The following is a 25,958-nucleotide window of genomic DNA, read 5'->3' on the forward strand; positions in this document are numbered from 1 at the left end:
GGGTTCCGGACTTGTGGTGACCGGAAGGAGCGCGGCTTTATTGCCGCAGCTCCCCGGTTTGCCAAAGCTTCAATGGAGCGCGTTCAAGGGCGCCCCATGTGGACAGCACGCTTGGCGCCCGATAGGCGGCGTGGTAACAGATGCTCGCTCGCACAAGGGAAGTACCATGTCTCGCAAAGAAATTCTCAAATCTGACGCGCTGGATGATGGATATATCTCTCATCTTCGATTTGTCGAAGAATCCGACGCGGCTTTCATTTGCGGGCTGCGGTCCGACAGCAAGCTCAATGCGCATATTTCGCAAGCTGATGTGAGCGTTGAAGCGCAAAGGAAATGGATAAGCGATTACAAGGCGAGAGAGGCTGCCGGTGATGAATATTACTTTGTCATCCGGCATCAGGCGAAAGACTATGGCGTCGTTCGCATGTATGATTTCCAGCCTGACTCGTTTTGCTGGGGCAGTTGGATCATCTTGCCGGAACGCCCTTCCGGATTGGTCACCTTTTCGGCCTTGATGATGTACGAGATCGGGTTTGATGTGCTCGATTATCCGCGCTCGCATTTTGATGTCCGGCACGGGAACACCAACGTGATCAACTTCCATCTCCGTTCGGGTGCCACGCCGACGCATGCAGATGAGGCCAATCAATATTTCAATTTCGAACGCGCGCAATGGCCGGTTTTCAGGGAAAAAAGTGCCGCTCAGCTCAATGCGCACAGGATGCCTTGTCGGTGATTTGTTCGCGTCATTAACCCGAACGCCCGAATCTTTCGCAAGATAAGCGGTCTTGGCGCGGATCCATGACACGCTGAACGCCCGGTCTTGGCCGGGCGTTTCCATCTTTCGGCCCGAATTGCACGCGCAACGCCCGGAAGTGGCCATGAAACGGCCTCTTTCGCCGGCGATTGTTCTGCAAACGGAAACCGAGGTTGAGATGGACAAGCAACTCAAACTGCGAGTCGTGACGATCGGGGCCAGCGTTCTCATGGCGGCGGCCTCGGGGTATCTGATGCAAAGCCAGCCCGGCGCTGCGCCGGCCCCGGGGATGGCAGCCACCGGGCCCGTTCCCTCGGCGCCCCTGCCCGCCGATGCCGGGGCGCCCGCGCCGGCTCTGGCCGCTGTGGAAAACGATGCGCCCGCGCCCGGCGCGGCGGCCCCCGAAGCCCCGGTCGCGCAGAGCACCCCCGCGCCGATGGCGGTCGTGACCGAAATGGCCGAGCGTGCCCCGGAATTGCCGGCGGCCCCCCAGATCGCACCCGCCCCCCAGATCGCGTCCGCGCCGCAGACCGCTTCTGTCGCCGAAGTCGTGTCCCTTCCCGAAACGAAACCCGCGCCCCAGATGCAACCTGCGCCCCAGATTCTGGCCGCGCCCGAGACGCAGGCCACGGTGGCCAGCGTGGCCCCCGCTCTGGTCCTGCCCGCCGGGGCACCCGCGCCCGACACCGGGACCACGGGCCTGCTGTCGGCGCGATTCGACGGCATGGGCGCACCCTGCGGCGCCGCGCGGCTGAGCCTGCGCGCGCTGCCCTCCGACGCGCCTCAGACCGCGGGCATGGCCGATCTGGTGCTGTCGGCCCCCTGCGAGCCCAACGCCCGCATCCGTCTGACGCATGCCGGGATCAGCTTTACCGTCGCCACCGATGCCGAGGGACGCTATGCCGCCCGCGTGCCCGTCTTCGAGACCGAGGCGCGCTATGAAGCGGTGCTGCCCGACGGCAGCGGCCTGTCCGCGCGCACGCGGGTCGAGGGTCTGTCGGATCTTCTGCGCGTGGCGCTGGCCTCGTCGCCGGGCTCGTCGGAACTGGGGCTCAACGTGCGTGAACAGGGCGCGGAATATGGCGCGCCGGGTCATGTCCATGCCGGTCATCTTCAGGGGCAGCAGGGCTGGATGATCCGTCTGGGCGATGCGTCGCTGCCTTCGGCCCAGGTGCTCGAGGTCTATACCGCCCCGGTGCAGACGCCCGACCTGGCGCTGGCGATCGAGGCGCCGGTGTCGGCGGGCACCTGCGGGCGGGACATGCGCGCGCGCAGCCTGCGCAAGATCGGGGCCGCCGAAGCCGAGGTCACACCCGTCTCCATCGCCATGCCCGAATGCGACGGCGCCGATGGCGCGGTGCTGATGCCGCTGCCGGACCTGCCCTTCTCGGTTGCTTCGGCCGGCTGAGACCGCGCTTTGATGCAACGAGAAAAGGCCCCGGATCGCTCCGGGGCCTTTGTCATGCGGATGCCGGTCGGCCCTTAGCCAACCGAGAAGGCCAGCGGCTTGACCTGATGGAACAGGCCGGTCGCTTCCAGCTCGCTGCGGACGGCCTCGGGCAGGGGCGCATCCAGATAGCACAGCGCGATCGCATCCTGGCCGACCTGGGTGCGGCCCAGGGTGAAGTTGGCGATGTTGACGCCGTTCTTGCCCAGCGTGCCGCCCAGCGTGCCGATGATGCCGGGCACGTCCTTGTTGGTGGTGTAGAGCATGTGCTCGCCCACCTCGGCGTCGATGTTGATGCCCTTGATCTGGATGAAGCGCGGCTTGCCGTCCGAGAAGACGGTGCCGGCGAGCGACCGCTCGCGCGAGGCGGTGACCACGGTCAGCTTGATATAGCCGTCGAAGGTGCCCGATTTCGCCTGGGTGGTGGTGGCGATGTTGATGCCACGCTCGCGTGCGATCACGGGCGCCGAGACCATGTTCACATCCGGGTTGGCGGCCTTCATGATCCCCGCGATGGCGGCACAGTTCAGCGCCTGGAGGTTCATGTCGGTGACCACGCCATCATAGAGGATGTTGATCGCCTGGATCGGATCGTCGGTCATCTGGCCGGCGAAATCGCCCAGATGGCCGGCCAGCTTGACCCAGGGGCCCATGACGGCGGCTTCCTCGGCGGTGACCGACGGCATGTTCAGCGCGTTCTGGACGGCGCCGGTCAGCAGATAATCCGACATCTGTTCGGCGACCTGAAGCGCCACGTTTTCCTGCGCTTCGGTGGTCGAGGCGCCCAGGTGCGGCGTCACCACCACGTTCGGCAGACCGAAGAGCGGGCTTTCCTTGGCCGGTTCGGTGGCAAAGACGTCGAGCGCCGCCCCCGCGACCTGACCCGATTGCAGGGCCTCGGCCAGGGCGTCCTCGTCGATCAGGCCGCCGCGGGCGCAGTTGACGATCCGCACGCCCTTCTTGGTCTTGGCCAGCGCCTCGCGCGACAGGATGTTGCGGGTCTTGTCGGTCAGCGGAACGTGCAGGGTGATGAAATCGGCCTTGGTCAGCAGTTCGTCCAGCTCGACCTTCTGCACGCCCATCTTCTGCGCGCGCTCGTCCGACAGGAAGGGGTCATAGGCCAGCACCTTCATCTTCAGGCCCAGCGCCCGGTCGCAGACGATGCCGCCGATGTTGCCCGCGCCGATCACGCCCAGGGTCTTGTTGAAGACCTCGACGCCCATGAAGCGGTTCTTCTCCCATTTGCCGGCATGGGTCGAGACGCTGGCTTCGGGCAGCTGGCGGGCGACGGCGAACATCATGGCGATGGCGTGCTCGGCCGTGGTGACCGAGTTGCCGAAGGGCGTGTTCATCACGATGACGCCCTTTTTCGACGCGGCGGGGATGTCCACGTTGTCCACACCGATGCCGGCGCGGCCGATCACCTTGAGATTGTCGGCCGCGGCCAGGATCTTCTCGGTGACCTTGGTGGCCGAGCGGATGGCCAGGCCGTCATATTGCCCGATCACCTCGAGCAGCTTGTCCTTGTCCTTGCCCAGGTCGGGCATGAAATCGACGTCGATGCCGCGGTCGCGGAAGATCTGCACGGCGGTGGACGAGAGCTTGTCGGAAACGAGAACCTTGGGTGCCATCGGAGGGCTCCTTCTGGACATGGGGGAAGGGGCGGCGCGCGGCCGCAGGCAGGGGCGCGCGCATCGCGCCCCCGTCACGTTTCAGCAAAGGATATTCCGGGTGCCGGCCGGATGGGCCAGCCGGCGTCGATCAGGCCTGGGTGGCCAGTTCGGCGCGATAGGCCCATTCGATCCAGGGCATCAGCGCCGCCACATCGGCGGTTTCCACCGTCGAGCCGCACCAGATCCGCAGGCCCGCGGGCGCGTCACGATAGGCGCCGGCGTCCAGCGCCACGCCTTCCTTCTCCAGCCGCTTGGCCACGGCCTTGGCGAAGGCCGCGCCGTCCTTGATGGCGGGATCGGTGAATTTCAGGCAGACCGAGGTGGTCGAGGCCGTCTCGGGCGCGACCGCCAGATTGGCGATCCAGTCCTTGTCGGCGATGAAATCGGCCACGGCCTTGGCGTTGGCTTCGGCGCGGGCGACCAGCGCCGGCAGGCCGCCGATGCCCTGGGCCCATTTCAGCGCCACGAGGTAATCCTCGACCGCCAGCATCGACGGCGTGTTGATCGTCTCGCCGACGAAGATGCCCTCGATCAGCTTGCCGCCCTTGGTCATGCGGAAGATCTTGGGCAGCGGCCAGGCGGGGGTGTAGCTTTCCAGCCGTTCGACCGCGCGTGGGCTCAGGATCAGGATGCCGTGGGCGCCTTCGCCACCCAGAACCTTCTGCCAGGAGAAGGTGGTGACATCGAGCTTGTCCCAGGGCAGGTCCATCGCGAAGGCCGCCGAGGTGGCGTCGCAGATGGTCAGGCCGTCACGGTCGGCCGGGATCTTGTCGCCGTTCGGAACGCGCACGCCCGAGGTGGTGCCGTTCCAGGTGAAGACCACGTCCTTGTTGAAATCGACGTCGGCGAAATCCACGATCTCGCCATAGGGGGCCTTGCGGACGGTGGCGTCCAGCTTGAGCTGCTTGACCACATCGGTCACCCAGCCTTCGCCAAAGCTTTCCCAGGCCAGCATCTCGACCCCGCGGGCGCCCAGCAGCGACCACATCGCCATTTCCACGGCGCCGGTGTCCGAACCGGGCACGATGCCGATGCGATACTCGGCCGGAACGCCCAGGATGGTGCGGGTCAGCTCGATCGCTTCCTTGAGCTTGGCCTTGCCGACAGCGGCGCGGTGCGAACGGCCCAGGGGCGCGTCAGCCAGCATGTCGAGCGAATATCCGGGGAGTTTCGAGCAGGGGCCCGAGGAGAAGCGCGGATTGACCGGGCGCGCGGCCGGGGTCGGCAGAAGGGTCATGCCTATGGTATCCTTACAGATATATGCCTCTCGTTGGGGAGAGGTGTCCCACTTGCGCCTCTACGCCTGTTGCGGGTGAAAAGCAAGCCTCTTGTCGGGACAGGACGCAAAAGCGTCGGCTTGGGACATGACGTAAATGCGTCGACCGCAGGCATGACGCGAAAGCGCCGGTCCGCTGGGGACCGGCGCTCGGGAAGTCTGTCGGAAACGACCCGTGATTTCGGGGCGCTGTCGGGGGAAGGGGTCAGGCCAGATGGGGGTCGAAGGTGTCGATCACCTCGGCATAGACCGCGCGCTTGAAGGGCACGATCAGATCCAGCATCGCCCTGGCCTCGATCCAGCGCCAGCGCGAGAATTCGGGGTGTTCGGTGGCGATATCCACCTGATCGTCGCGGCCCAGATAGCGCATCAGGAACCACTTCTGCCGCTGGCCGCGGTAACGCCCCTTCCAGGCCTTGCCCAGCAGTTCGGGCGGCAGGTCATAGGTCACCCAGTCGGGCGTTTCCGCCAGGATCTCGACCAGATCCGGGGTGATCCCGGTTTCCTCGGTCAATTCGCGCAGCGCGGCGGCGCGGGGCGCCTCGCCGGCGTCGATGCCGCCCTGGGGCATCTGCCAGGCCTGCGAATCGCTGTCGATGCGCTGGCCGGAAAACACCAGCCCCTGCGCGTTGAGAAGCATCACCCCCACGCAGGGGCGATAGGGCAGGCTTTCGGGGTCGATCTTCATCGTCGGTCAGGCTCCGGCTGGCGGGGCCGCGCGGCAGGCGCACGGCCCCGAGGCAGGGTTCGGGTGGGCGCTCACTCGGCCGCGTCGCGCGGGCGCTCGATCACGGTGAGGCCGCGCAGCAGGTCGATGGCATAGGCCAGCTGGTAATCCTCGGCCCGCAGCTTGGCGGCATCCTCGGCGCGGGCCTGCTCTTCCTGATACTGGCGCTTCTCGTCTTCGGTCATCGAATCGTTGCCCAGCGCCCCGCGCAGATCGGCCTCGGAACGGCTCCGCGCGGCGCTGCTGGCGGGTTCGTCCTCGGTCGGTTCGGGCGCGCGCGGCGGCTGCGGCACGACGATGTCGGGGGCGATGCCCAGCGCCTGGATCGACCGGCCCGACGGCGTGTAATAGCGCGCGGTGGTCAGGCGCATGGCGCCCTCGCCCTTGACCGGGATCACCGTCTGCACCGAGCCCTTGCCAAAGCTCTTGGTGCCGATGACCACGGCGCGGCGATGGTCCTGAAGCGCGCCGGTGACGATTTCCGACGCCGAGGCCGAGCCGCCGTTGATCAGCACGACCATGGGCTTGCCCTCGGCCATGTCGCCCGGCTCGGCGTTGTAGCGTTCCGATTGCTGGGGCGCGCGGCCGCGGGTCGACACGATCTCGCCTTGCTCGAGGAAGGCATCCGAGACCTTGATCGCCTGCGCCAGCAGGCCGCCGGGGTTGTTGCGCAGGTCCACGACGATGCCGTTCACCTTGTCCATCCCGCCGATATCGGCGACCTCCTTGTTGAAGGTCTCGACAAGGTTGTCATAGGTCTGGTCGTTGAAGGTGGTGATGCGCAGCACGACCGTGTTGCCCTCGGCGCGGCCCTTCACGGCAGTCAGCTTGATCGTGTCGCGGATGATCGACACGTCGAAGGGTTCGGGCGCGCCCTCGCGCACGACGGTGATGACGATCTCGCTGCCGACCGGGCCGCGCATCTTGTCCACCGCCTGGTCAAGCGTCAGCCCCAGCACCGATTCCCCGTCGACATGGGTGATGAAATCGCCCGATTCGATGCCGGCGGCGGCGGCGGGCGTGCCGTCGATGGGCGAGACCACCTTGACGAAGCCTTCCTCCTGCGTGACCTCGATCCCCAGCCCGCCGAAGCTGCCGCGGGTCTGCACGCGCATGTCGGTGTAATCGTCGGGCGGCAGATAGGACGAATGCGGATCAAGCGAGGTCAGCATGCCGTTGATGGCGGCCTCGATCAGCTTCTTCTCGTCCACCTGTTCGACGTAATCCGAGCGGATGCGCTCGAAGATGTCGCCGAACAGGTCGAGCTGTTCATAGACATTCGTGGTCTTGGCCGTTTCCTGCGCGAGCAGCGGGCCCGCGACCTGCGTCGTCGCCAGAACCCCCGCCAGGGTGCCGCCCAGCGCGGCCAGAACGAATTTGCGCATTCCCTACCTCTGGTTGTTCCGTGTCTCGGCAAACCATTCGGCCGGGTCCACGGGCGTCTTGTCCACTCGCAATTCGATATAAAGGGTTTCGCCCAGTTGCGCACCCCCACCTTGGCGCGCCTCGGACACGAAGGCGGCACCGAATTCCTGGGCCTGGGGCTCGGCGCCGCCCATCAGCCCGACCGGATCGCCGGGCTTGAGCACGTCGCCCGTCGCGCCGAAGACGGTGCCCAGCCCCGCCAGCACCAGCAGATAGCCGCGCGCGGGTTCCAGCACCATGACATTGCCGTAATCCAGCAGCGGGCCGCGGTAGCGGATGGTGGCGGGCCAGGGCGTGGTGACCAGCGCCCCCGCCGCGGCCGCCAGCACGATGCCGGGGCGGCGGATGCCGGCGGCATCGGCTTCGCCCGCGCGGCGGATCAGCCGGCCCATGACCGGCAGCGGCAACTGGCCCTTGGCGGCGGCGAAATCGGCCATCGGCGGGCCGATGTCGTTTTCCAGCCCCGCCAGCCCGGTGGCAAAACCTTCGAGCGTGTCGGCGCTTGCGACCAGTTCGCGCAATTCCTCGGGGTCTTCGAGATAGCGTCGGGGCAGGTCGCGCCGCTCGGCCACGGCCTCGGACAGCGCGGTGCGCGCTGCCTGGACCGAGCCCAGCCCCTCGGCCAGCGTCCCGGCCGCGGCATCCTGAAGCGCGCGCAGGCGGGCCACCTCGGTCAGATCGGCGCGCAGATCCTCGGCTTCGGCCTGAAGCGCGGGGGTGATCGCCGACAGCAGCATGCCCGACCGCGCCGAGCCCAGCGCCCCGGCCGGATGCAGCAGCAGAAGCGGCCCCTCGGATCGGTGCATCGTGGCCATGACGCCCAGCAGGCGGCCGATTTCCTCGCGGCGGGTGTCCAGACGCGCGGCGATCTCGGCCTCGCGGATCGCGGCCCGGCGCAGCCCGTCGCGCAGCGCCGCCAGCCCCTGTTCATAGGCGTGGATCGTGCGGGTAAGCGCCGCCACCCGATCCGCGGCGCTGCGCGCGCGGTCCAGATCCGCGATCGCGGCATGCAGCCCGTCGGCGGCGGCGCGCGCCACCGTCGCGGCATCCTCGGCCCGCGCCATCCCCGCCCCGAAGCCCGCACCCATCCCCGCCGCCAGTCCCGCGGCCAGGCCAAGCGCCAGAAGGGGGCGGGATGCGCGGATCATGTCTCGATCAGGTTCAGGCCGGTCATCTCGTCGGGCTTGGGCAGGCCCATCAGCGCCAGCAGCGTGGGCGCCAGATCCGCCAGCCGCCCGTTGCGCAGCCGCGCCCCCGCCGGCCCGCCGATCAGCGCCACCGGCACCGGGTTGGTGGTATGCGCCGTGTGCGGCCCGCCCGTCACCGGGTCGATCATCGTCTCGCAATTGCCATGGTCGGCAGTCAGGATCATCGCCCCGCCCGCGGCCTCGAGCGCCGCAAGCACCCGGCCCAGATCGCGGTCGATCTCCTCGCAGGCGGCGATGGCGGCGGGCAGGCTGCCGGTATGGCCGACCATGTCGGGGTTGGCGAAGTTCACCACGATCAGGTCATAGCCCGCCTGGATCGCGGCGACGAAGCGGTCGGTGACCTCGGGGGCCGACATCTCGGGTTGCAGGTCGTAGGTGGCCACCTTGGGCGAGGCCGGCATGAAGCGGTCCTCGCCGGTTTCGGGAACCTCCTTGCCGCCGTTCAGGAAGAAGGTGACATGGGGGTATTTCTCGGTCTCGGCCAGCCGGAACTGGCGCAGCCCGTGCTTGGCCACCCATTCGCCCAGCGTGTTGACGATGACGCGCTTGGGGAAGGCGGTGGTCATGTAGGCGTTGTGGGCGTCGGAATATTCCACCATGCCCAGCAGCGCGGCCCATTGCGGGCGCGGGCCGGTGTCGAAGCCGTCGAAGTCGGGCGCGCCGATGGCGGCCAGGATCTCGCGGGCGCGGTCGGCGCGGAAATTCAGGCAGAAATAGCCGTCGCCGTCGCGTGCGCCGGTGAAGCCGTCGATCACGGTGGGGGCGATGAATTCGTCGGTCTCGCCGCGGGCATAGGCGGCGGCCACGGCAGCGGGGGCATCGGCGGCGGTCTCGCCCTCGGCCTTGATCATCGCGTCATAGGCGCGGGCGACGCGCTCCCAGCGGGTGTCGCGGTCCATTGCCCAATAGCGCCCGATCACCGTGGCCACGCGCGCGCCCTGGGGCAGTTTCGCCACCAGATCGGCCACGAAGCCATCGGCCGAGGAGGGCGCCACGTCGCGTCCGTCGGTGATGGCATGGAGCGCGACCGGCACGCCGGCGTCCGCGATCGCCCGGCAGGCGGCCAGCACATGCACGATATGGCCATGCACGCCGCCATCCGAGACCACGCCCATCAGATGCGCGGTGCCGCCGGTGTCCTTGAGCCGCGCGATGAAGGCATTGAGCGCGGGGTTGGTGGCAAAGCTGCCATCCTCGACCGCAAGGTCGATCGCGCCCAGATCCATCGCCACCACGCGGCCGGCGCCGATATTGGTGTGGCCGACCTCGGAATTGCCCATCTGCCCGCTGGGCAGACCCACGTCGGGGCCATGCGTGATCAGCTGCGCGTGGGGGCAGCTGGCCATGATGCGGTCGAAATTCGGGGTATTGGCCAGAAGCGGCGCGTTGCCTTCGCGGGTCTCGCTGATCCCCCAGCCATCGAGGATGCACAGGACGACGGGCTTCGGAGCGGTCATGTCGGATTTCCCATGGATTTCGCTGTTGCGCCCCTTCTACGCGCTGGCCGCGCGGGCGGCAACCGGGGCCGGCAGGCGGCCCCGGTCGGCCCCCTGTTCAGGGGTCGATGATGTTGGCCTCGGGGCCTTAGGGGAAGCCGGCGATGGTCTCGGCGCCGGTTTCGGTCACGACCAGGATGTCGTGCTCGCGGGAGCCGCCCGCACCCGGCTGGCCCTCGGGCGCGCGCGGTGTAGGTGTAGTAGCCCGAGATCATCGGAAAAGGCGTTGAGCGACAGGATATCGCCGCGGCGCAAGGCGCGGGGTGAGCGGACCTTCCCGCGCGCCGCAGAGAGTGTCGGGTTCGAGCCCGCTATGCCCGGGGCTGCGATTTCCATGAACGCCGGCTTCAATGACCTTGCGGTCGGTCCCAGGACGGGCTGGTTTCACGCAAATTGTGTCATCGTTCTTGCGGTGCCAGAGGTCACGCCATGCGCCTCCTGATCGTCGACACTCTTGCCACCATCGTTTTTTCACCGTGGTGGCAACATTTTCCGAATTGGGTGTTGCAGGGATGGAGCCCTCGCAAGTCTTGGCAACGCGGCTTCTGATGGTGCCAATCATGGTATTGACCGGAGGGCCTTATACAGGGTGGCGCGATTGGCTTTTTTGCCGGGTCCGGCCACGACGTCGGTGGAGTGCGGCCTTGGCGGACATTGCGTCATTCCTCTCGTTTCAGGCCCCAGTCTATGCGGCAACGCTGTTGGTTGCCGGCGCAGACACAGCCGAGGTGGGGTCCGCGATCGGGTCCGCAGTGGTCTTCATGGTCATTCTCGCGCGGCCGTTCGGAGCATTCGTCGATTGGGCGCGACGGACGTTCCGCGTCACGTCCACGTAACCGCCTGCGGGATTGGCAACGCCAGGTTGTGCGCGTGACGCCTGTCCAAGCGGCCTGCGCGCTGTTCCATCCCGGATGATCGCATAGCCCCTCGTCGGTCTGCCCCTGTCATGGGAAGGTCCATCCCGCGCAAGGTTCGGGGAGGGGGCGAGCACGCTGATCCCCTTGCACAAGCAGGCGATCACGACGCCGAAGATCCGGGCTGCGATCCAGGCGCGCGCCGCGCAAGCGCCGCGATCAAGCCCTATGATAGGGCGTGCCGGCCAGGATCTGGGTCGCGCGATACAGCTGTTCGGTCAGCATTACCCGCGCCAGCATATGCGGCCAGACCATCGCCCCGAAGGACAGCATCGCATCGGCGCGCGCACGCAGATCGGGCGCCAGCCCGTCGGCGCCGCCGATGACGAAGGCCAGATCGCCCCGCCCGTCATCGCGCCAACGCGCCAGCTGCGCGGCAAGGCCCGGCGAATCGAACCGCTCGCCGCGTTCGTCGAGCGCGCACAGGCGCGCGCCCTGCGGCAGCGCCCGCGCCAGAAGCGCGGCCTCGGCCGACTGGCCGCCGCCCTTGCGGTCCTCGACCTCGACAAGGCTCAACGGGCCAAGCCCAAGGGGCCGGCCCGCACGGTCGAAACGGGTGATGTAGTCGCGCACGAGATCGGCCTCGGGGCCGGAACGCATCCGGCCCACGGCGCAGATCGTCACCTTCATCAGGCGTGCCCGGCCCCCGGCTTGGTCACCGCCGCGCCATAGGAGGCGGGCGCCGACAGCCACATCTTCTCGAGCTGGTAGAACTCGCGCACCTCGGGGCGGAAGACATGGACGATCACGTCGCCCGCGTCGATCAGCACCCAGTCGCCCTGTTCCTTGCCCTCGATCTTGCAGATCAGGCCAAAGTCTTCCTTGAGCCGGTCGATCAGCTTCTCGGCGATGGCCCCGACCTGGCGCGACGACCGGCCCGAGCAGATCACCATGTGATCGGCCACGGACGACCGTCCGCGCAGATCAATGGTCACCACGTCCTCGGCCTTGTCATCATCGAGTGAGGTCAGGATACGGGCGAGGAGCGCGTCGCTCGTCACCTTTTCGGATGCCGGAAGACCCGCGGTCATCGGCATTCCTCGGGCAGCCGACCGAGATCGGGTTTCGGCTGCGCTACTGGACTGAGACAGGACATTGTCCTCCCAAGCTGCACGCCGATGAAAGGGCCCCGGCGCCGGGCGATTGGAAATCTAGCATCTTGCGGACGAAATCTCAAGAAACCGGGGCGATCGGCCGCGGCCTCCATCCGCGGGGGTCAGCCGGGCGGATCGGCGGGGGGCAGCAGGTCCGGGCGCGGCTCGGTCTCGGGGCGCAGGCGCGAATTCAGGACGGGTTGCAGGCTGGCGCGGGCGCGGGCCTCGCGCGCGACGATATAGACCCCCGAGGCGATAATGACGCCGGCCCCGATCAGGGTGGCGACATCGGGGGTTTCGTGGAACAGGAACCACCCGAAACCGATCGCCCAGAGCATCTGCGAATATTGCATCGGCGCCACGATCACGGCCTCGCCCGCGCGATAGGACAGGATCGACAGCCACATCGCCGCCAGCCCGAAGCTTGCCACCACCGCCATCAACCCCAGTTCGGGCAGCGCCATCGGCCGGTAGACGAAGGGTAGCACCGCGCCCATCGCCAGGAAATTGGCCAGCAGCGGAATGGCCAGCAGCGCCATGGGTCTTTCGGTCTCGCCGATGCGGCGCACCACGACCATGCCGAAGGCGCCCGCCAGCGCCGATCCCAGCGCCGCCAGATGCCCCGCCGTCAGATCGCCCATGCCGGGGCGCAGCACGATCAGCACCCCCACCAGCCCGCACAGCACCGCAATCCAGCGGCGCGGGCCGACGGGCTCGCCCAGGATCGGGACCGACAGCGCGGTGATGATGAGCGGCATAGTGAAGAGAAACGCATAGACCTGCGCCAGCGGCAGCACGGCAAAGGCATAGAAGGCCAGAACGCCGTTCAGCACCACCGCCACCGCGCGTCCGGCCACCCAGCCCGGATGCACCGGCCGCAAGCCGGCCTCGCCGCGCATCGGCACCATGCCGATCATCACCAGTGGAAAGCTGAAGGTGGCGGCGAAGAACATGATCTGCGGCGCCGAAAAGCCCGCGCCCAGGGCCTTCACGGCCACGTCATGCATGGCATAGATGGCCATCGCCAGAAGCGCCAGGAGCGCGCCGCGGACATTCGAACCCGTCATCTGGAGACCCCGTGCGCAACCCTGCGCAATCCCGCGCGCGCGAGTGTCGCAAATTTCCCCGGCCGGCTCAATCGCGCGGAGGGGGGCGCAAGCCCTCTTGCCGGCGCGTGCGGGCGGCGCGACACTTGCCGCCATGATCGCGCTTGTCGACATTCTGGGCGGTATCGGCCTGTTCATCCTGGGCATGCAGATGACCACCGATTCGCTGCGCGCGCTGGCGGGGGGACGGACCCGCGCCTGGATCGCGCGGTTTGCCACCACGCCCCTGCGCGGGGCGCTGACCGGGGCGGGGGTGACCGCGATCCTGCAAAGCTCGAGCGCGGTCGTGGTGACGGCGGTGGGCTTCGTGGGGGCCGGCATCCTGAGCTTTCCCCAGGCGATCGGCATCATCTACGGCGCCAATATCGGCACCACGATCACCGGCTGGATCGTCATGGCGGTGGGGGTGAAGCTGCACCTGGGCCTTGTGGCGCTGGGCGGGGTGTTCGTTGCGGCGCTGATGCGCACGCTGGGCACGGGGCGGTGGCGGGCCGGGGGGCTGGCGCTGGCGGGGATCTCGCTCGTCTTCGTGGGCTTTGACTTCCTGCAACAGGGCGCCGATGCGCTGCGCCCGGCGATGACCGGGATTCTGGCCGCGTTTCAGGGCTCGTGGGTGGCGCTGATGCTGGCGGGCATGGCCTTCACGGTGGTGGTGCAAAGCTCGAGCGCGGGTGTCGCCACGGCGCTGGTGCTGCTGGGCGGGGGGACGATCGACCTGATGCAGGCGGCGGCGATGGTGGTGGGCATGGATGTCGGCACCACCTTCAAGTCGCTTCTGGTCACCATCGGCGGCTCGCGCGACATGCGGCGCACGGCGGTGGCGCATGTGGCCTATAACGTGGTGACGGGGGTGGTGGCGCTGGCGCTCCTGGGCCCGGCGACGGCCCTGCTGCGCGGGCTGACAGGCGACGATCTGGCCGCGCTGGTGGCGTTTCACACCAGCTTCAACCTGGCGGGCGTGCTGCTGATGCTGCCGCTGACGGGGCCCTTTGCGCGCGGCATCATCCGTCTTGTGCCCGACGCCGCAGACAGCCTGCCGCCGCTGCCCGACCGGGCGCTTCTGGCCGATGCGCATGCCGCGCTCGATGCCGGGATGGGGGTGACGGGGCGGTTCGCGGCGATCACGCTGGGCCATCTGTCCGAGGCCCTGCGTGCCCGCCCCGATGCGCCGCCCGAGGGGCTGCATCCCGCCATCGACGATCTGGCCGATTTCCTGACCCGCATTGCGCTGCCCGAAGGCGACGCGGGCGCGTTGCGCCGCCACGCAGCGCTTTTGCACCGGATCGACCACCTGCACCGGCTGGTGGGGCGCGCCGAACAGACCGACCGTGTGTCGCGCGCGGCGCGCGATCCGCTGCTGGCGCGGCCTGCGCGGGCGCTGGCGGCGGCCTGTGCCCGGGCCGCGCAGACGCCCGCCGACCCCGATCTGGCGCGGCGGCTGGGGCATCTGGCGGCCACGCTGGGCCTGCGCGCGCGGCGCATCCGCCGCGGCGTCCTCTTGCGCGAACATGCCGGGTTGATCGGGACGGCCGATGTCTTTGCGCTGACCGATGCCGCGCGCTGGCTCGAGCGCACGGCGATCCATTGCGCCCGGATCGTGACCTATGGCGCCGAGGCCGCCCAGGATCCGAAGCCGAAGGTCATGAAATCGCGTGGATAGGCGTCGCGCACCGCGCGTTCCAGATCGGCATCGGCAATCTGTGCCAGGGTGACGGGGCCGGGGTCCGGGGTCACGGGCGGGGTGTCGGGGGCGCGCGCCCCGGTGGCCGCGGCCAGCGCCGCCAGGTCTTCGGCCAGGCGATCCTCGCGGCAGATCATGTCGGGCAGCGCGAAGTCCCCGAAACCCTGGATCACCGCGGTCTGGCTGGCCCAGACCGGGTCCACGCGCACCGGGGTCTGGCCGCCGATATTGGCCTTTGCGAATTTCAGGAACGCCAGGAATGAGCGATGCCAGTCGCCGGGCGACATCTGCCCCAGCGCCTCGGGCTCGGGCAGACCCAGATCGTATTCGTCGTTCAACAGCGCGCGGATCTCGGGATAATGGCCCGGCGCCAGAACCTGGGAAAAGGCGGTCCAGGCGCGGTCCAGCGGATGGCGCACGATGGTGAAGCTGCGGTGGCCCGGATGGGTGCGCTTCCACTTGCGCAGCTCCTTCTGGGTGAAGTCGCAGGCGGTTTCCTCGGCCGCCTCAAGCCAGGCGCGCACGCCCGCCTCGGGCCCCGGCCGCACCGGCATGTAGAGAAGCCCCGCGCCCGCCGCCCCGCCTGCCCCGGCGATGAAGCCGGGCACCGCCGGGCCGCGGCGTGGCTCGAAATTGGGGGTGCGCGACAGGTTCGCCCAGTCGATCCGGGCCAGCGCGCGCTCCATCTCGTCGAAGTTGCGGACCTTCTTCGACATTTCCTCGGGGTTTTGCTTGATCAGCCCGGTGGGCAGCGCCTCGAGCCGCCCCTCGACACCCAGCCATTTCGCCAGCCCCGCCAGAACGTCGAGATCGCGCAGATCCTCGTAATCAATGTAGAACGCCGTCTGCCCCGATTTCTGGAGCGCGTTCATCAGCTTGACCTGAAAGGTCTGAAGCGGCGCCAGGAATTTCTCGAATTCGGCGGGCTTGAAGGGGGACTTGAACTCGCGCCGGTCGCGCACATGGGTCAGCCGCCAGCGGTCGGTGTTATAGGCGATCTTGAGGCTGACATAGCATTCGACCGGGTTGCGCGTCAGCACGATCTTGGCGCAGCGCGGGTCGTTCATCACCACGTCGAAGATGCGCGGGTCGTGGTCGTGGAAATAGCGAAAGCCGGTCAGGCCCTCGGCCTCGCGGATGCGGGTCAGCAAGAGCGCGGGGTCGGACAGGCGCTGGCCCAGCGACACGCCCAGAAGCTGCGTCAGGTCGGGGTCGCCCAGATGGGTGGGGTTGAAGGCCTCGCCGTAGCTGTGCACGCCCGGAAGCGCGTTCAGGCAGGCCTCGAACAGGTTCGAGCCGGTGCGCATCTCGGCAAAGACGACGAAGCTGTCAAAGGGTCGGGTCATTGCGGGCCTATCGGACAAGATAGGGGCGGCCGCGCCGCCCGGTGGCCGGACGCGGGTCTTCGCCCATCGGGAAATCGCCCATCAGGCGGGGCTGCATCCCCTGGTTTTTCAGATTTTGCAGGAATTGCCCAAAACCCGTAAGATCCACCAGCCGCGGCGCCTCGGTCAGGCGGCGGGCGGTGCGCGGGCTCAGCTCGTCGATGATGGTCTGCAAGGGCTCCATCGGGTTCTCGATGAAATCGGCCATCGTCCAGATCCGCACGCGGGCCTTCACATACATCGACCGCAGGATGTCCAGATGCGCCTGTTCGACCTTCTGAAGCCGCGCGGCCTCGCGCCGGACCTCGTGGAAGGGCCGCGCGGAATGGAACAGCGGCACCGCCCAGGCGCCGGTGATGACCGAGATCTGGGCGTTCGGGTCGGTGGCGGTGAACCAGTTGCACTCCTGATTGTCGCGCGGCGAGAACATGAAGCACTGCCGCTCGCCGCGGGCGTTCCAGATCATGTTGGTCAGGAAGGCGCGGGGGTTGTAGTCGCGCAGCGCCACGCTGTCGGTCAGGCAGCCGTTATAGAGCGTCTCGCCGCCGGCGAATTCGACGCGCTCGGGGCCGAAGATATGGCCATGCACGCGCGCGGTGACCTGCTTTGACAGCCAACTGTCGAAATTTTCAAAAATATCCGCAAATCCGTGAAATATCGAATATTGCGCACAGGTCTTGCCGTTCTCGCGGTCCTTGCGGGGGAAACGGCTTTGCATGTAAAGGCCCGCGCGCCCTTTCAGCCGCCGCTCGACTGCCTTCGAGAACAGCCGGTCGATCTTGGTCGGGTCGGGCTCGGTATGGGCCAGGCTGGGCGCGCGCGGCGCCAGGAAGGTCTTGTAGAGCCGGTCCGCCTGCGGCCAGATCTTGCGCGCCACGAAGCAATCGGACCGGCGCAGCAATTGCAGGTGATCGTCGTAGAACACATGCGGCTTGCCCTGATAGTCGAACTTCGACAGCGTCAGCGACCGGCTTTCGATCGAGGTGCCGTAAAGCCGCACAAGCGTCTGGAAATAGCTTTCATCGGGGATCCAGACGCGGCGGAAATAGCGGTCGTGCACGGGGCGGTCGGGGTCGGTCAGGATCGCGCTGAGCGTGGCGCGCGTCAGGCACCACCACTGGCTGCCCAGATGCGGCACCAGCCCGTCGGGGATATGGCGGCGCAACCCCAGCCGGCGTTGCAGGTTGACATAGCGGTCAAAGAGCTTGCGTCGCTTTTTCCAGGAAAACGGAAAATGCAGGGTGAAGCGTTCGATATCGAGCCCGCCCACCGTCCAGCCCACATCCGCGGTGGTCACGCTTTCGATGAAGTCGGTCCAGGGGCGGCGGTCGAGATAGGCGTTCAGCTCGGCCACCGGCCGCAGCGGCAGACATGCGCCCGAGGCCAGGAAGACATGGCTGACCTCGGGGTGGCGTTCGAGCATCTTCTCGGCGCCGGCCTGTGCGGCGGCAACCAGCGACCAGGTGCCCCAGTCGCATTTGAACCGGCGGCAGAAGCTGACATTGCCCAGGTCGGCCAGATCGTCCTGAAGCTGCCGGAAGGCCGCGCGGGGCACGCGGGCATCGACATGGATGACCACGGGCGCGTCGGATTGCGCCCAATAGCGGGCAACCTGCGCGGCGCGGTCCAGCGCGGTGTGGCACATCATCACGAAGCCGACCGGCATGGTGTCCCTCTTACGCCCAGTTGCCCTTTGACATCAGCCCGATGATCTCGAGCTGGCGCCAGTTGATGTAGCGTTCGGACCATTTGCACCACAAGTCGGGCTGGCCCGACAAGTGCTCCGAATAGGCCCGGTATTCGCGCGAATTCGCGTAATGCTCGCGCCGGGTCAGTTCCTCGGAGACCTTGGCCGACAGGGGCGACAGGAATTTGGCATGCAGAAGGCAGCCCGCGGCCCGTTCCCCGCCCCATTCGTCATAGGTCTTGTTGAGCTTGCGCGGCAGCAGCATGTGGGTCGAGCTGATGTAGACATAGCCGCGCCGCCACTTGACCAGCGGGATCTTGTTGAGCGAGGGCGCCGCGAAAGGCGCGTCGGGGAAGAAGACGCGCGCGCGCGGCCCGCCCTGGATCCACAGGTTCTGGTGAAGGCCGTTCTTGGAAATGGTGTAATTGCCCGCATCGAACCAGCAGGCGATCTCGAAGGGATCCTGGCCCTCGTGGTAGGGCTGCGCGTCGATCGGCCCCTTGGGATACATGTCCAGCAGCATCGCCGGAAAGGACGGATAGGCGCAGGTCTCCAGCCAGTCGGTCAGCGCGCGGATGGGGCGGGTGTCGCAGAACGGATAGATGAAGAATTCGTCGGGATCGACGGTCAGGCACCAATGCCCGCGCCCGTAGCGCCGCAGCAGCCAGTTCATCCAGTCCATGCCGAAGCGCGCGCGCTTGTAGCTGGCGCGGGTGCTCCAGACCGAGACATCGGGCTGTTCGGCCAGGTATTCGCGGCTGCCGTCGTCGGAATCATTGTCCACGAACAGGAAGTGATCCACCCCCATCTCGCGGTAATAGCGCAGGAAATAGGGCAGCCGCACGCGTTCGTTGCGGGCGGTCACGAAGACCAGCGTGTCGCGCGGGCGGATCAGGGCGGTGCGGTTGACGACGGGCTTCATCTCGCGCCGCTTGCGGAACGCCCGGATCAGATAGCGTTTGCGTTGCAGCCGAAGCCGATATGTCTGCCGCCAGCCCAAGCGTCGATCCCATCCCTTGCCGTTTGCCGTCTCGTCCCTTGCGCGGATGGACGGGCCGCCGCGCGCGGCGTTCCGGCCGCGGCATGTCCCTTTCACCCGTCGGCCGGGCGCGGCCCGGACACCGTGGCCCGACCATAAGACCTTGCCATGGCGTGGTAAACAAATGTCTTCTAACCGAGAACAATCAGATCCAGCCGCCGCGCGACATCAGCCCCCGCGCCTCGAGCGACCGCCACCCCCCCAGCCGCGTCGAGGCCGGGCACCACAGGTCGGGGCTGGCGATCAGCCGGTCGTAATAGGCGGCAAAGGCATCGGCATCCGCGAAATGCTGCCGCCGGGCCTTTTCCTCGGCCGAGCGCTGGACGATCTGCGGCAGGAACTTGGTGTGCAGCAACAGCCCCGAGGGCGCCTCGCCGCCCTGGTCGTCATAGACGCGGTTCAACCGCGGCGGCAGCGCGGCGTGGGCCGAATTGACATAGACGAAGCGCCGGTTCCAGCGCACCAGCGGCAGCTTGGTCAGCGTGGGGCCGCGGCGCGGCGCATCCAGAAGAACCCGGCTGCGCACGCCCCCCTGGATCCACAGATTGTCCATCGGCGCGCGGCGCACGATCGTGTAATTTCCCGCGTCATACCATGACAGCACCGCAAAGGGATCGTCGCCGGGGGAATAGGTCTGCGCCTCGAGCGGGCCCCTGGGATAGAGGTCCAGCATCATCGCCGCAAAGGACGGGCGCCCCTCGGCGTCCAGCCATTCGGTCAGCGCGGGCAGGGGGCGGGTTTCCCAATAGGGATAGATCAGGATCTCGTCGGCATCGAGCGTCAGGCACCAATGCCCATGCCCGTGCCGGATCTGGAGCCAGGTGGTCCAGTCCAGCCCGAAGCGCGCCGCCTTGTAACCCGCCGCGGTGTGCCACAGCGACACGTCGGGCTGATCGGCCAGAAGCGCGCGGGTGGTGTCGGTGCTGTCGTTGTCCACCACCAGGAAATGGCGCACGCCCAACCGCCGGTAATGGGCCAGGAAATGCGGCAGCCGCACGGCTTCGTTGCGCAGGCAGGCAAAGGCCAGGATGTCACCGGGGGCGATGGCGGCGGTGCGGTCCGCGACCGGGTGCAGCGCATGGCGCGCGCGCAGGGCCCGCCACAACAGGCGCTGCCGCCTGCGCCGCATCTTCAGCGCCGCGCGCAGATCGCGCATCTTCAGAACTGCGCGCAGATCGCGCGGCCCGTCCATCGTCTTCATGACCGTCTCCGCCGGGCGCATCGGCCCTGCGGGTCAGTATTCATAATGGCCGGTCTGATGCCAGCGCCAGGCGTCCGCGATCATCTGTTTCATGTCCGAGCGCGTGGGGCTCCAGCCCAGCTCCTGGCGCGCGCGCACCGAGCCCGAGACCAGCTGCACCGCATCGCCAGCCCGGCGCGGCCCCTCGACCATCGGCACCGCGCGGCCGGTGACCTCCTGCGCGGCGGCGATCACCTCGCGCACCGAAAAGCCCGTGCCGGTGCCCAGGCAGAACACCCGCGAGCCCCGCCCCGCGCGCAGCCATTCAAGGCCCTGCACATGCGCTTCGGCCAGGTCCATGACATGCACATAGTCGCGTATGCAGGTGCCGTCGGGCGTGGGATAATCCGACCCGTGCAGCGTCAGCGCCGGCCGGCGGCCGTCCAGCGCGTCCAGCACCAGCGGGATCAGATGCGTCTCGGGGCGGTGGAACTCGCCGACCTCGGCGTCGGGGTCGGCGCCGGCCACGTTGAAATAGCGAAAGATCACATGGCGCAGCCCATGCGCGGCCTCGAAATCGCGCAAGATGTCCTCGATCGCGCGCTTGCTGGCGCCATAGGCGTTCAGCGGCGCCTGCGGGCTGTCTTCATCCAGCACCACGCCATCCTGATCGCCATAGGTCGCGCAGGTCGAGGAAAAGACGAAATCAAGACAGCCCGCCGCCACCGCCGCCTCGATCAGGTTGAGCGAGGCGCAGACGTTCCCGCGCCAGTAGCGGCCGGGCTGGGCCATGGCCTCGCCGACCTGGCTGAGGGCGGCGAAATGCATCACCGCGACGGGCTTCCAGCGGGCAAAGACCGCGTCCAGCCGCGCGCGGTCCATCAGGTCGCCCTTCTCGAAGGGGCCGAATTTCACCGCCTGTTCCCAGCCGGTGACAAGGCTGTCATAGGTGACCGGGAGATAGCCTGCGCGCGACAGCACCTTGCAGGCATGCGCGCCGATATAGCCCGCACCGCCCGTCACCAGAACATGCTGCATGGCTTATTCCGCCGCCCGCTGCATCGTCGCCAGATCGTCCAGGAAGCTCTGGAATTCGTCGCGCAGTTCATCGCGGGCCAGGCCGAAGGCCACCGTCGCCTGCAAGAAGCCCGCCTTCGAGCCGCAGTCGAAGCGCTGTCCGCGGAAACGGAAGCCATAGACCGGGTTGCCGGCGGTGATTTCCTCGGCGATGGCATCGGTCAGCTGGATCTCGCCGCCCGCGCCCTGCTTCATCTTGTTGAGGTTCTGCATGACCTCGGGGGTCAGGATATAGCGCCCGATCACCGCCAGGTTCGACGGCGCGTCCTCGGGTTTGGGTTTCTCGACCATGCCACGCACGCGCACCATCGCGCCCATGTTCTCGGCAAGGTCCAGCATGCCGTAGGCCGATGCCTTCTCGGGCGCGACCTCCATCGCCGCGACCATGTTGCCGCCGGTTTCCTGATAGGCCTCGACCATCTGTTGCAGGCAGGGCGTGTCGGCGGCGATCACGTCATCGGTCAGGATCACGGCAAAGGGTTCGTTGCCGATCAGCCGGCGCGCGCACCAGACCGCGTGCCCCAGCCCCATCGGCCGGTTCTGCCGCACATAGGCGATGGCGCCCGAATCCATGTTGGTGGATTTCAGGGTTTCCAGAAGCGCGGTCTTGCCGGACTTGCGCAGGCTGGCTTCCAGCTCGGGGGCGTCGTCGAAGTAATCCTCGAGCGCGGATTTCCCGCGCGAGGTGACGAAGATGAATTCCTTGATGCCGGCGGCGCGGGCCTCGTCGATCGCGTATTGGATCAGCGGGCGGTCGACCAGGGTCATGATTTCCTTGGGAATCGACTTGGTGGCGGGCAGGAATCGGCTTCCCAGCCCGGCCACCGGAAAGACGGCTTTGGTCACCTTGCGTCGCATTGCTCTTCTCCTCGGACTGTCTTGCGCCACGTCGCCCTGATCCGGCGCCGCCGCCCGCCTCGACTATATCCGCCCCCCTCTATAGTTGAAAGGAAACCGTCATGTGAAAGTGACACGAAAAACGCCATGTGTTTCAGGATGCGGCAGGATTTCGCACAAGTCTTTTGTCCGCGCGCATTTCGTGAACAATAGCGCTGGTCGCGCAGGGACGCTAAAGGAAGCCCTGCGCGTGCAGGTGCAGCAACGAGGCTCGGGAATGCTGGCATTGGGGGTCGATGGGGGCGGCAGTGGCTGTCGGGCGGTTCTGGCCGATGCGGCCGGACGCGTGCTGGCCGAAGCCTCGGCCGGGCCGGCCAATATCGCCACCGACCCGGTGGGCGCGCGTTCGGCCGTTGCCGCGGCGGTGCGCGGCGTGCTGGGCGGCCGCCCGCCCGAGGATGTCGTGGCCGTCTTCGGGCTGGCGGGGGCCAATATCCCCTCGGCGGTGCGGGCTTTCGGCGAATTGCCCTTTGCGCGCAGCCGCATCGTCTGGGACGCGCTGACCGCGGCGCGCGGCGCGCTGGCCGACACGGACGGCATCGTCGCGGCGCTGGGCACCGGCGCGGTCTATGTCGCGCAGGAGGGCGCGGATCTGCGCGCGCTGGGCGGGTGGGGCTTTGCCCTGGGCGACGAGGGATCGGCCGCCTGGATGGGCCGGGCCTTCTGCGCCGGGGCGCTGCGCGGTCTTGACGGGCGCCAGCCGCTCTCGCCTCTGGAAAAGGCGCTTCTGGCCGAATTCGGCGGTGGCGCGGGGCTGGTCAGCCTGGCCGCCAACGCCACGCCGGCCGATTACGCCAACCTTGCCCGCCGGCTGCTGACCGCGCCCGACGACCCCTGCGCGCTGCGTCTCTTCGATGCCGCCCAGGTCGAGATCGAGGCCGCGATCGCCCATCTCCAGAACCGCGGCGAGACGCTGCCCGTCGTGTTGACCGGGGGCCTGGGCCCCTATTTCACCCGCCGGCTGTCGCGGCGCTGGAAGATTGTCTCGCCGCAGGGCACGCCGCTTGACGGGGCGCTGTCGATGGCGCTCGAGTTCCTGATGCGATGATGCGCACGATCCTGTCCGCCCGCACCGTCTTCGACGGCTGGTCGTGCTTTCACGATCACGAGGTCGTTCTGGATGGCGACCGGATCGTGACCCTGCGTCCGGCCACGCGCCCGCCTCTGCCGGGGATCCTGGCGCCGGGGCTGATCGACCTTCAGGTGAACGGCGGCGGCGGCTGGATGGTGGGGGGCGATGCCACGCCCGAACGGCTGGCCGCGCTGTGCGACACCCACGCCGGGCTGGGCGCGACGGGCATCCTGCCGACGCTCATCACCGATACGCCCGCGGCCACGGCGGCGGTGATCGCGGCCGGGGCGCAGACGCGCGCGCCGGGCTTTCTGGGGCTGCATCTCGAGGGGCCGCATCTTGATCCGCGCCGCCACGGGGCACATGATCCGGCGCTGATCCGGCCGATGGCGCCACCGGATCTTGCGGCGCTGGCGGCTGCGGCACGGGCGCTGCCGGCGCTGGTGGTGACGCTGGCGCCCACCGCGGTCACGCCCGATCAGATCGCGCAGCTGACGGCGGCGGGGGTGCGCGTCAGCCTTGGCCATGCCGAATGCAGCTTTGATCAGGCGATGGCGGCGCGGGCGGCCGGGGCGCGGATGGTCACCCATCTCTTCAACGCGATGAGCCCGCTTGCCCACCGCGCGCCGGGTCTGGCCGGGGCGGCGCTGGCCGGCGATTTCGCCGCCGGGATCATTGCCGACGGGGTGCATGTCCACCCCGCCGCCCTTGCCATTGCGCTGCGCGCCAAGGCCGAGTCGGACCTCTATCTTGTCACCGACGCGATGGCCCCCGCCGGGACCGATGCCCCGCGCTTCACCCTGGGCGGGCGCGAGATCCTGCGCCAGGGCGGCAGCCTGCGGCTGGCCGATGGCACGCTGGCGGGGGCGGATCTGACCCTGCCGCGCGCCATTGCCCAGATCGTGGCGGCGGGCGCGCCACTGGAACGCGCGCTGGCGATGGCCACGCGCATTCCCGCCGATCTGGTGGGGGCGGCGGACCGCGGCCGGCTGCGCCCCGGCGCGCGCGCCGATCTGGTGCTTCTGGACGGGGCGGGGGGCCTTGCGCGCGTCTGGCGCGGGGGGGAAGAGGTGCCGTCCCCCGCACCGAACTGACCCGACCGCCTTCAGCGCGCCGGTTCAGGGCGCCGGGACGGCTTCGGCCATCTCCACCGCACGGCGGCGCAGATCGGCGCGGATGATCTTGCCGGTCGTGGTCATGGGCATGTGGTCCACGAAATGCACCGCGCGGGGATATTCATGCGCGGCCAGTTGCGTGCGCACATGCGCGGCGATCTCGTCGGCCAGCGCCGGCCCCGGCGCATGGCCCGCGCGCAGCACGACAAAGGCCACGACGATCTCGCCGCGGATCGGGTCGGGCGCGCCCACCACGCCCGCGCTCTGCACCGCCCCGTGGCGCATCAGGCAATCCTCGATCTCGCCCGGTCCGATCCGGTATCCCCCCGAGGAAATCACGTCGTCATCGCGCCCCTTGAAGCGGATGCGCCCGTCCTCCATGCGCAATCCGCGGTCGCCCGTGACCAGCCAGCGCCCGTCCGGGCCGGTGACGAACTTGGCCTCGGTGGCCTCGGGCGCGTCGAGATAGCCCAGGAACATCACCGGATCGGGCGCCAGCACCGCGATGTCGCCTTCCGCGCCGGGGCCCAGAACGCGGCCCTGCGGGTCGATCACCTCGACCCGGTGGCCGGGCACGGCGCGCCCCATCACGCCGGGCACGGCCGGTTCCAGCGCGGCGCAGGAGGACACGATCATGTTGCATTCGGTCTGGCCGTAGAATTCGTTGATGGTGACGCCGAAGACCTCCTGACCCCAGGCGATCAGCTCGGCGCCCAGCGTCTCGCCGCCCGAGGCGACCGAGCGCAGATCCAGCCGCCCGATCCCGCCCTCGGCGCGCATGATCTTGAGCGCGGTCGGCGGCAGGAAGACGTTGCGCACCCCCTCAGTGCGGATCAGATCGGCCGCGGCGCGGGCGGTGAACCGCGGCAGGCGGCAGGCCACGACCGGCACGCCATGATGGAGCGCAGGCATCAGCACATCCATCAGCCCGCCGATCCAGGCCCAATCCGCCGGCGTCCAGATGCGGTCGCCCGGCTGGGGCAGGAAATCGTGGCTGATCTCGACCCCCGGCAGATGGCCCAGCAACACCCGATGCGCGTGCAGCGCCCCCTTGGGATTGCCCGTCGTCCCCGAGGTGTAGATCAGAAGCGCGGGGTCTTCGGCGCGCGTGTCGACGGGGGGGAAGTCCTCCGATTCGGCGGCGCAGATCTCGGCAAATCCCAGAACTTCCGGACCTAGCGCCCCCGCCTCTGGTCCCCCCTGCTCTGGCCCATCGACCGAGATCACGTGCCGCAGGTCGGGCAGATGCGCGCGCAGCGGTGCCAGCCGCGCCGCCCCGGCGGCATCGGTGATGACCACTTTCGCGCCTGAATGCGTCAGCCGGTGGATCAGCGCCTCGGGGCCGAAGAGGCTTGCCAGCGGGATCGAGATGCAGCCCATCCGCATCGTGGCGATATGGGCCAGCGCGGTCTCGATCCGCTGGGGCAGCAGCACCCCCACCCGGTCGGGCAGCGCGCCCGAGCTGCGCCCCACGCCCAGCCGCGCCAGCGCATGGCCCAGCCGGCTGGCCCCGGCGCGCAGATCGCCGAAGCTGTATTCGTGCCGCGCGCCCTGTCCCGTGCCCCGGTCGATGATCGCCAGCCGGTCGGGCGCCTCGGCGGCCAGCCGGTCGCAGACATCCGCGCCCATGTTGTAATGCTCCGGCACCTGCCAGCGGAACGCCCAGGCCTCCTGCCATGTCCGCACCTTGCGCAGCATGGTT

General features: G+C 68.3%; 22 protein-coding genes. 6 read left to right on the forward strand and 16 right to left on the reverse strand.

The features are described 5' to 3' along the window. Nucleotides 1-166: 166 nt before the first annotated feature. Both BW949_RS04595 and BW949_RS04600 read left to right on the forward strand, forming a co-directional pair. A complete protein-coding gene (locus BW949_RS04595) occupies nt 167-736 on the forward strand; it encodes a GNAT family N-acetyltransferase (protein WP_076363782.1) in 570 nt (189 codons plus the stop codon). Between the two features lie 199 nt (nt 737-935). Further along, a complete protein-coding gene (locus BW949_RS04600) occupies nt 936-2,165 on the forward strand; it encodes a hypothetical protein (protein WP_143524410.1) in 1,230 nt (409 codons plus the stop codon). Nucleotides 2,166-2,239: 74 nt separating this feature from the next. Here the strand turns inward: BW949_RS04600 and serA are convergent, their stop codons facing one another. The 6 genes from serA to gpmI all read right to left on the reverse strand — a co-directional run bounded on the left by serA (nt 2,240) and on the right by gpmI (nt 9,970). Continuing rightward, nucleotides 2,240-3,835, reverse strand: a complete 1,596-nt coding sequence (gene serA / locus BW949_RS04605; RefSeq protein ID WP_076363784.1) for a phosphoglycerate dehydrogenase — start codon at nt 3,833-3,835, stop codon at nt 2,240-2,242. 130 nt (nt 3,836-3,965) lie between these two features. Continuing rightward, nucleotides 3,966-5,114: a phosphoserine transaminase gene (locus BW949_RS04610; RefSeq protein WP_076363785.1), complete on the reverse strand. Its 1,149-nt coding sequence runs from the start codon at nt 5,112-5,114 to the stop codon at nt 3,966-3,968. Nucleotides 5,115-5,358: 244 nt separating this feature from the next. Then, nucleotides 5,359-5,841, reverse strand: a complete 483-nt coding sequence (locus tag BW949_RS04615; RefSeq protein WP_076363786.1) for an RNA pyrophosphohydrolase — start codon at nt 5,839-5,841, stop codon at nt 5,359-5,361. Nucleotides 5,842-5,912: 71 nt separating this feature from the next. Beyond that, nucleotides 5,913-7,265 (reverse strand): S41 family peptidase, encoded by a 1,353-nt coding sequence (locus BW949_RS04620; protein WP_076363787.1) that lies wholly within the window; start codon nt 7,263-7,265, stop codon nt 5,913-5,915. 3 nt (nt 7,266-7,268) lie between these two features. Next, nucleotides 7,269-8,453 carry a murein hydrolase activator EnvC family protein gene (locus BW949_RS04625; RefSeq protein WP_076363788.1) on the reverse strand — a complete coding sequence of 395 codons (1,185 nt, stop codon included), beginning with the start codon at nt 8,451-8,453 and terminating at the stop codon, nt 7,269-7,271. Continuing rightward, nucleotides 8,450-9,970 carry a 2,3-bisphosphoglycerate-independent phosphoglycerate mutase gene (gpmI, locus tag BW949_RS04630; RefSeq protein WP_076363789.1) on the reverse strand — a complete coding sequence of 507 codons (1,521 nt, stop codon included), beginning with the start codon at nt 9,968-9,970 and terminating at the stop codon, nt 8,450-8,452. The genes BW949_RS04625 and gpmI overlap by 4 nt, the downstream gene beginning before the upstream one ends. A 551-nt stretch (nt 9,971-10,521) precedes the next feature. On the opposite strand from gpmI, the gene alaE reads away from it, so the two are divergent. Further along, nucleotides 10,522-10,845, forward strand: coding sequence for an L-alanine exporter AlaE (alaE, locus tag BW949_RS04635; protein ID WP_235816233.1), 324 nt, complete (start codon nt 10,522-10,524; stop codon nt 10,843-10,845). A gap of 237 nt (nt 10,846-11,082) precedes the next feature. Here alaE and rlmH read toward each other — a convergent pair whose 3' ends face one another. The 3 genes from rlmH to BW949_RS04650 form a co-directional block, all read right to left on the reverse strand. Then, a complete protein-coding gene (rlmH, locus tag BW949_RS04640) occupies nt 11,083-11,553 on the reverse strand; it encodes a 23S rRNA (pseudouridine(1915)-N(3))-methyltransferase RlmH (protein WP_076363790.1) in 471 nt (156 codons plus the stop codon). Beyond that, complete coding sequence (gene rsfS, locus BW949_RS04645; protein ID WP_076363791.1) at nt 11,553-11,954, reverse strand: ribosome silencing factor; 402 nt, start codon at nt 11,952-11,954, stop codon at nt 11,553-11,555. The genes rlmH and rsfS overlap by 1 nt, the downstream gene beginning before the upstream one ends. A 185-nt stretch (nt 11,955-12,139) precedes the next feature. Next, nucleotides 12,140-13,084 (reverse strand): DMT family transporter, encoded by a 945-nt coding sequence (locus BW949_RS04650; protein ID WP_076363792.1) that lies wholly within the window; start codon nt 13,082-13,084, stop codon nt 12,140-12,142. 133 nt (nt 13,085-13,217) lie between these two features. On the opposite strand from BW949_RS04650, the gene BW949_RS04655 reads away from it, so the two are divergent. Beyond that, on the forward strand, nt 13,218-14,783 hold the full coding sequence (locus BW949_RS04655) for a Na/Pi cotransporter family protein (RefSeq protein WP_159440045.1): 1,566 nt from the start codon (nt 13,218-13,220) through the stop codon (nt 14,781-14,783). Here the strand turns inward: BW949_RS04655 and BW949_RS04660 are convergent. The 6 genes from BW949_RS04660 to galU form a co-directional block, all read right to left on the reverse strand. After that, complete coding sequence (locus tag BW949_RS04660) at nt 14,726-16,150, reverse strand: nodulation protein NodH (protein WP_076363794.1); 1,425 nt, start codon at nt 16,148-16,150, stop codon at nt 14,726-14,728. The two genes, BW949_RS04655 and BW949_RS04660, sit on opposite strands and share 58 nt — an antisense overlap. 7 nt (nt 16,151-16,157) lie before the next feature. Beyond that, nucleotides 16,158-17,855 carry a DUF5927 domain-containing protein gene (locus BW949_RS04665; protein ID WP_076363795.1) on the reverse strand — a complete coding sequence of 566 codons (1,698 nt, stop codon included), beginning with the start codon at nt 17,853-17,855 and terminating at the stop codon, nt 16,158-16,160. A gap of 10 nt (nt 17,856-17,865) precedes the next feature. Further along, on the reverse strand, nt 17,866-18,876 hold the full coding sequence (locus BW949_RS04670; RefSeq protein WP_076363796.1) for a glycosyltransferase family 2 protein: 1,011 nt from the start codon (nt 18,874-18,876) through the stop codon (nt 17,866-17,868). 184 nt (nt 18,877-19,060) lie between these two features. After that, nucleotides 19,061-20,107 (reverse strand): glycosyltransferase family 2 protein, encoded by a 1,047-nt coding sequence (locus BW949_RS04675; RefSeq protein ID WP_076364775.1) that lies wholly within the window; start codon nt 20,105-20,107, stop codon nt 19,061-19,063. A gap of 42 nt (nt 20,108-20,149) precedes the next feature. Beyond that, entirely contained in the window at nt 20,150-21,133 is a 984-nt protein-coding gene (gene galE, locus BW949_RS04680) for a UDP-glucose 4-epimerase GalE (RefSeq protein WP_076363797.1), read from the reverse strand. Nucleotides 21,134-21,136: 3 nt separating this feature from the next. Continuing rightward, on the reverse strand, nt 21,137-22,030 hold the full coding sequence (gene galU / locus BW949_RS04685) for a UTP--glucose-1-phosphate uridylyltransferase GalU (RefSeq protein WP_076363798.1): 894 nt from the start codon (nt 22,028-22,030) through the stop codon (nt 21,137-21,139). Between the two features lie 256 nt (nt 22,031-22,286). On the opposite strand from galU, the gene BW949_RS04690 reads away from it, so the two are divergent. Then, nucleotides 22,287-23,117 carry a glucosamine kinase nucleotide-binding domain-containing protein gene (locus BW949_RS04690; protein ID WP_076363799.1) on the forward strand — a complete coding sequence of 277 codons (831 nt, stop codon included), beginning with the start codon at nt 22,287-22,289 and terminating at the stop codon, nt 23,115-23,117. Beyond that, nucleotides 23,117-24,235, forward strand: a complete 1,119-nt coding sequence (nagA, locus tag BW949_RS04695) for an N-acetylglucosamine-6-phosphate deacetylase (protein ID WP_076363800.1) — start codon at nt 23,117-23,119, stop codon at nt 24,233-24,235. The genes BW949_RS04690 and nagA overlap by 1 nt, the downstream gene beginning before the upstream one ends. Before the next feature lie 24 nt (nt 24,236-24,259). Here the strand turns inward: nagA and BW949_RS04700 are convergent, their stop codons facing one another. Then, entirely contained in the window at nt 24,260-25,954 is a 1,695-nt protein-coding gene (locus tag BW949_RS04700; RefSeq protein ID WP_076363801.1) for an AMP-binding protein, read from the reverse strand. Nucleotides 25,955-25,958 lie beyond the last annotated feature (4 nt).

The organism is Phaeovulum vinaykumarii (genome assembly GCF_900156695.1).
GTDB classification, from domain to species: domain Bacteria; phylum Pseudomonadota; class Alphaproteobacteria; order Rhodobacterales; family Rhodobacteraceae; genus Bieblia_A; species Bieblia_A vinaykumarii.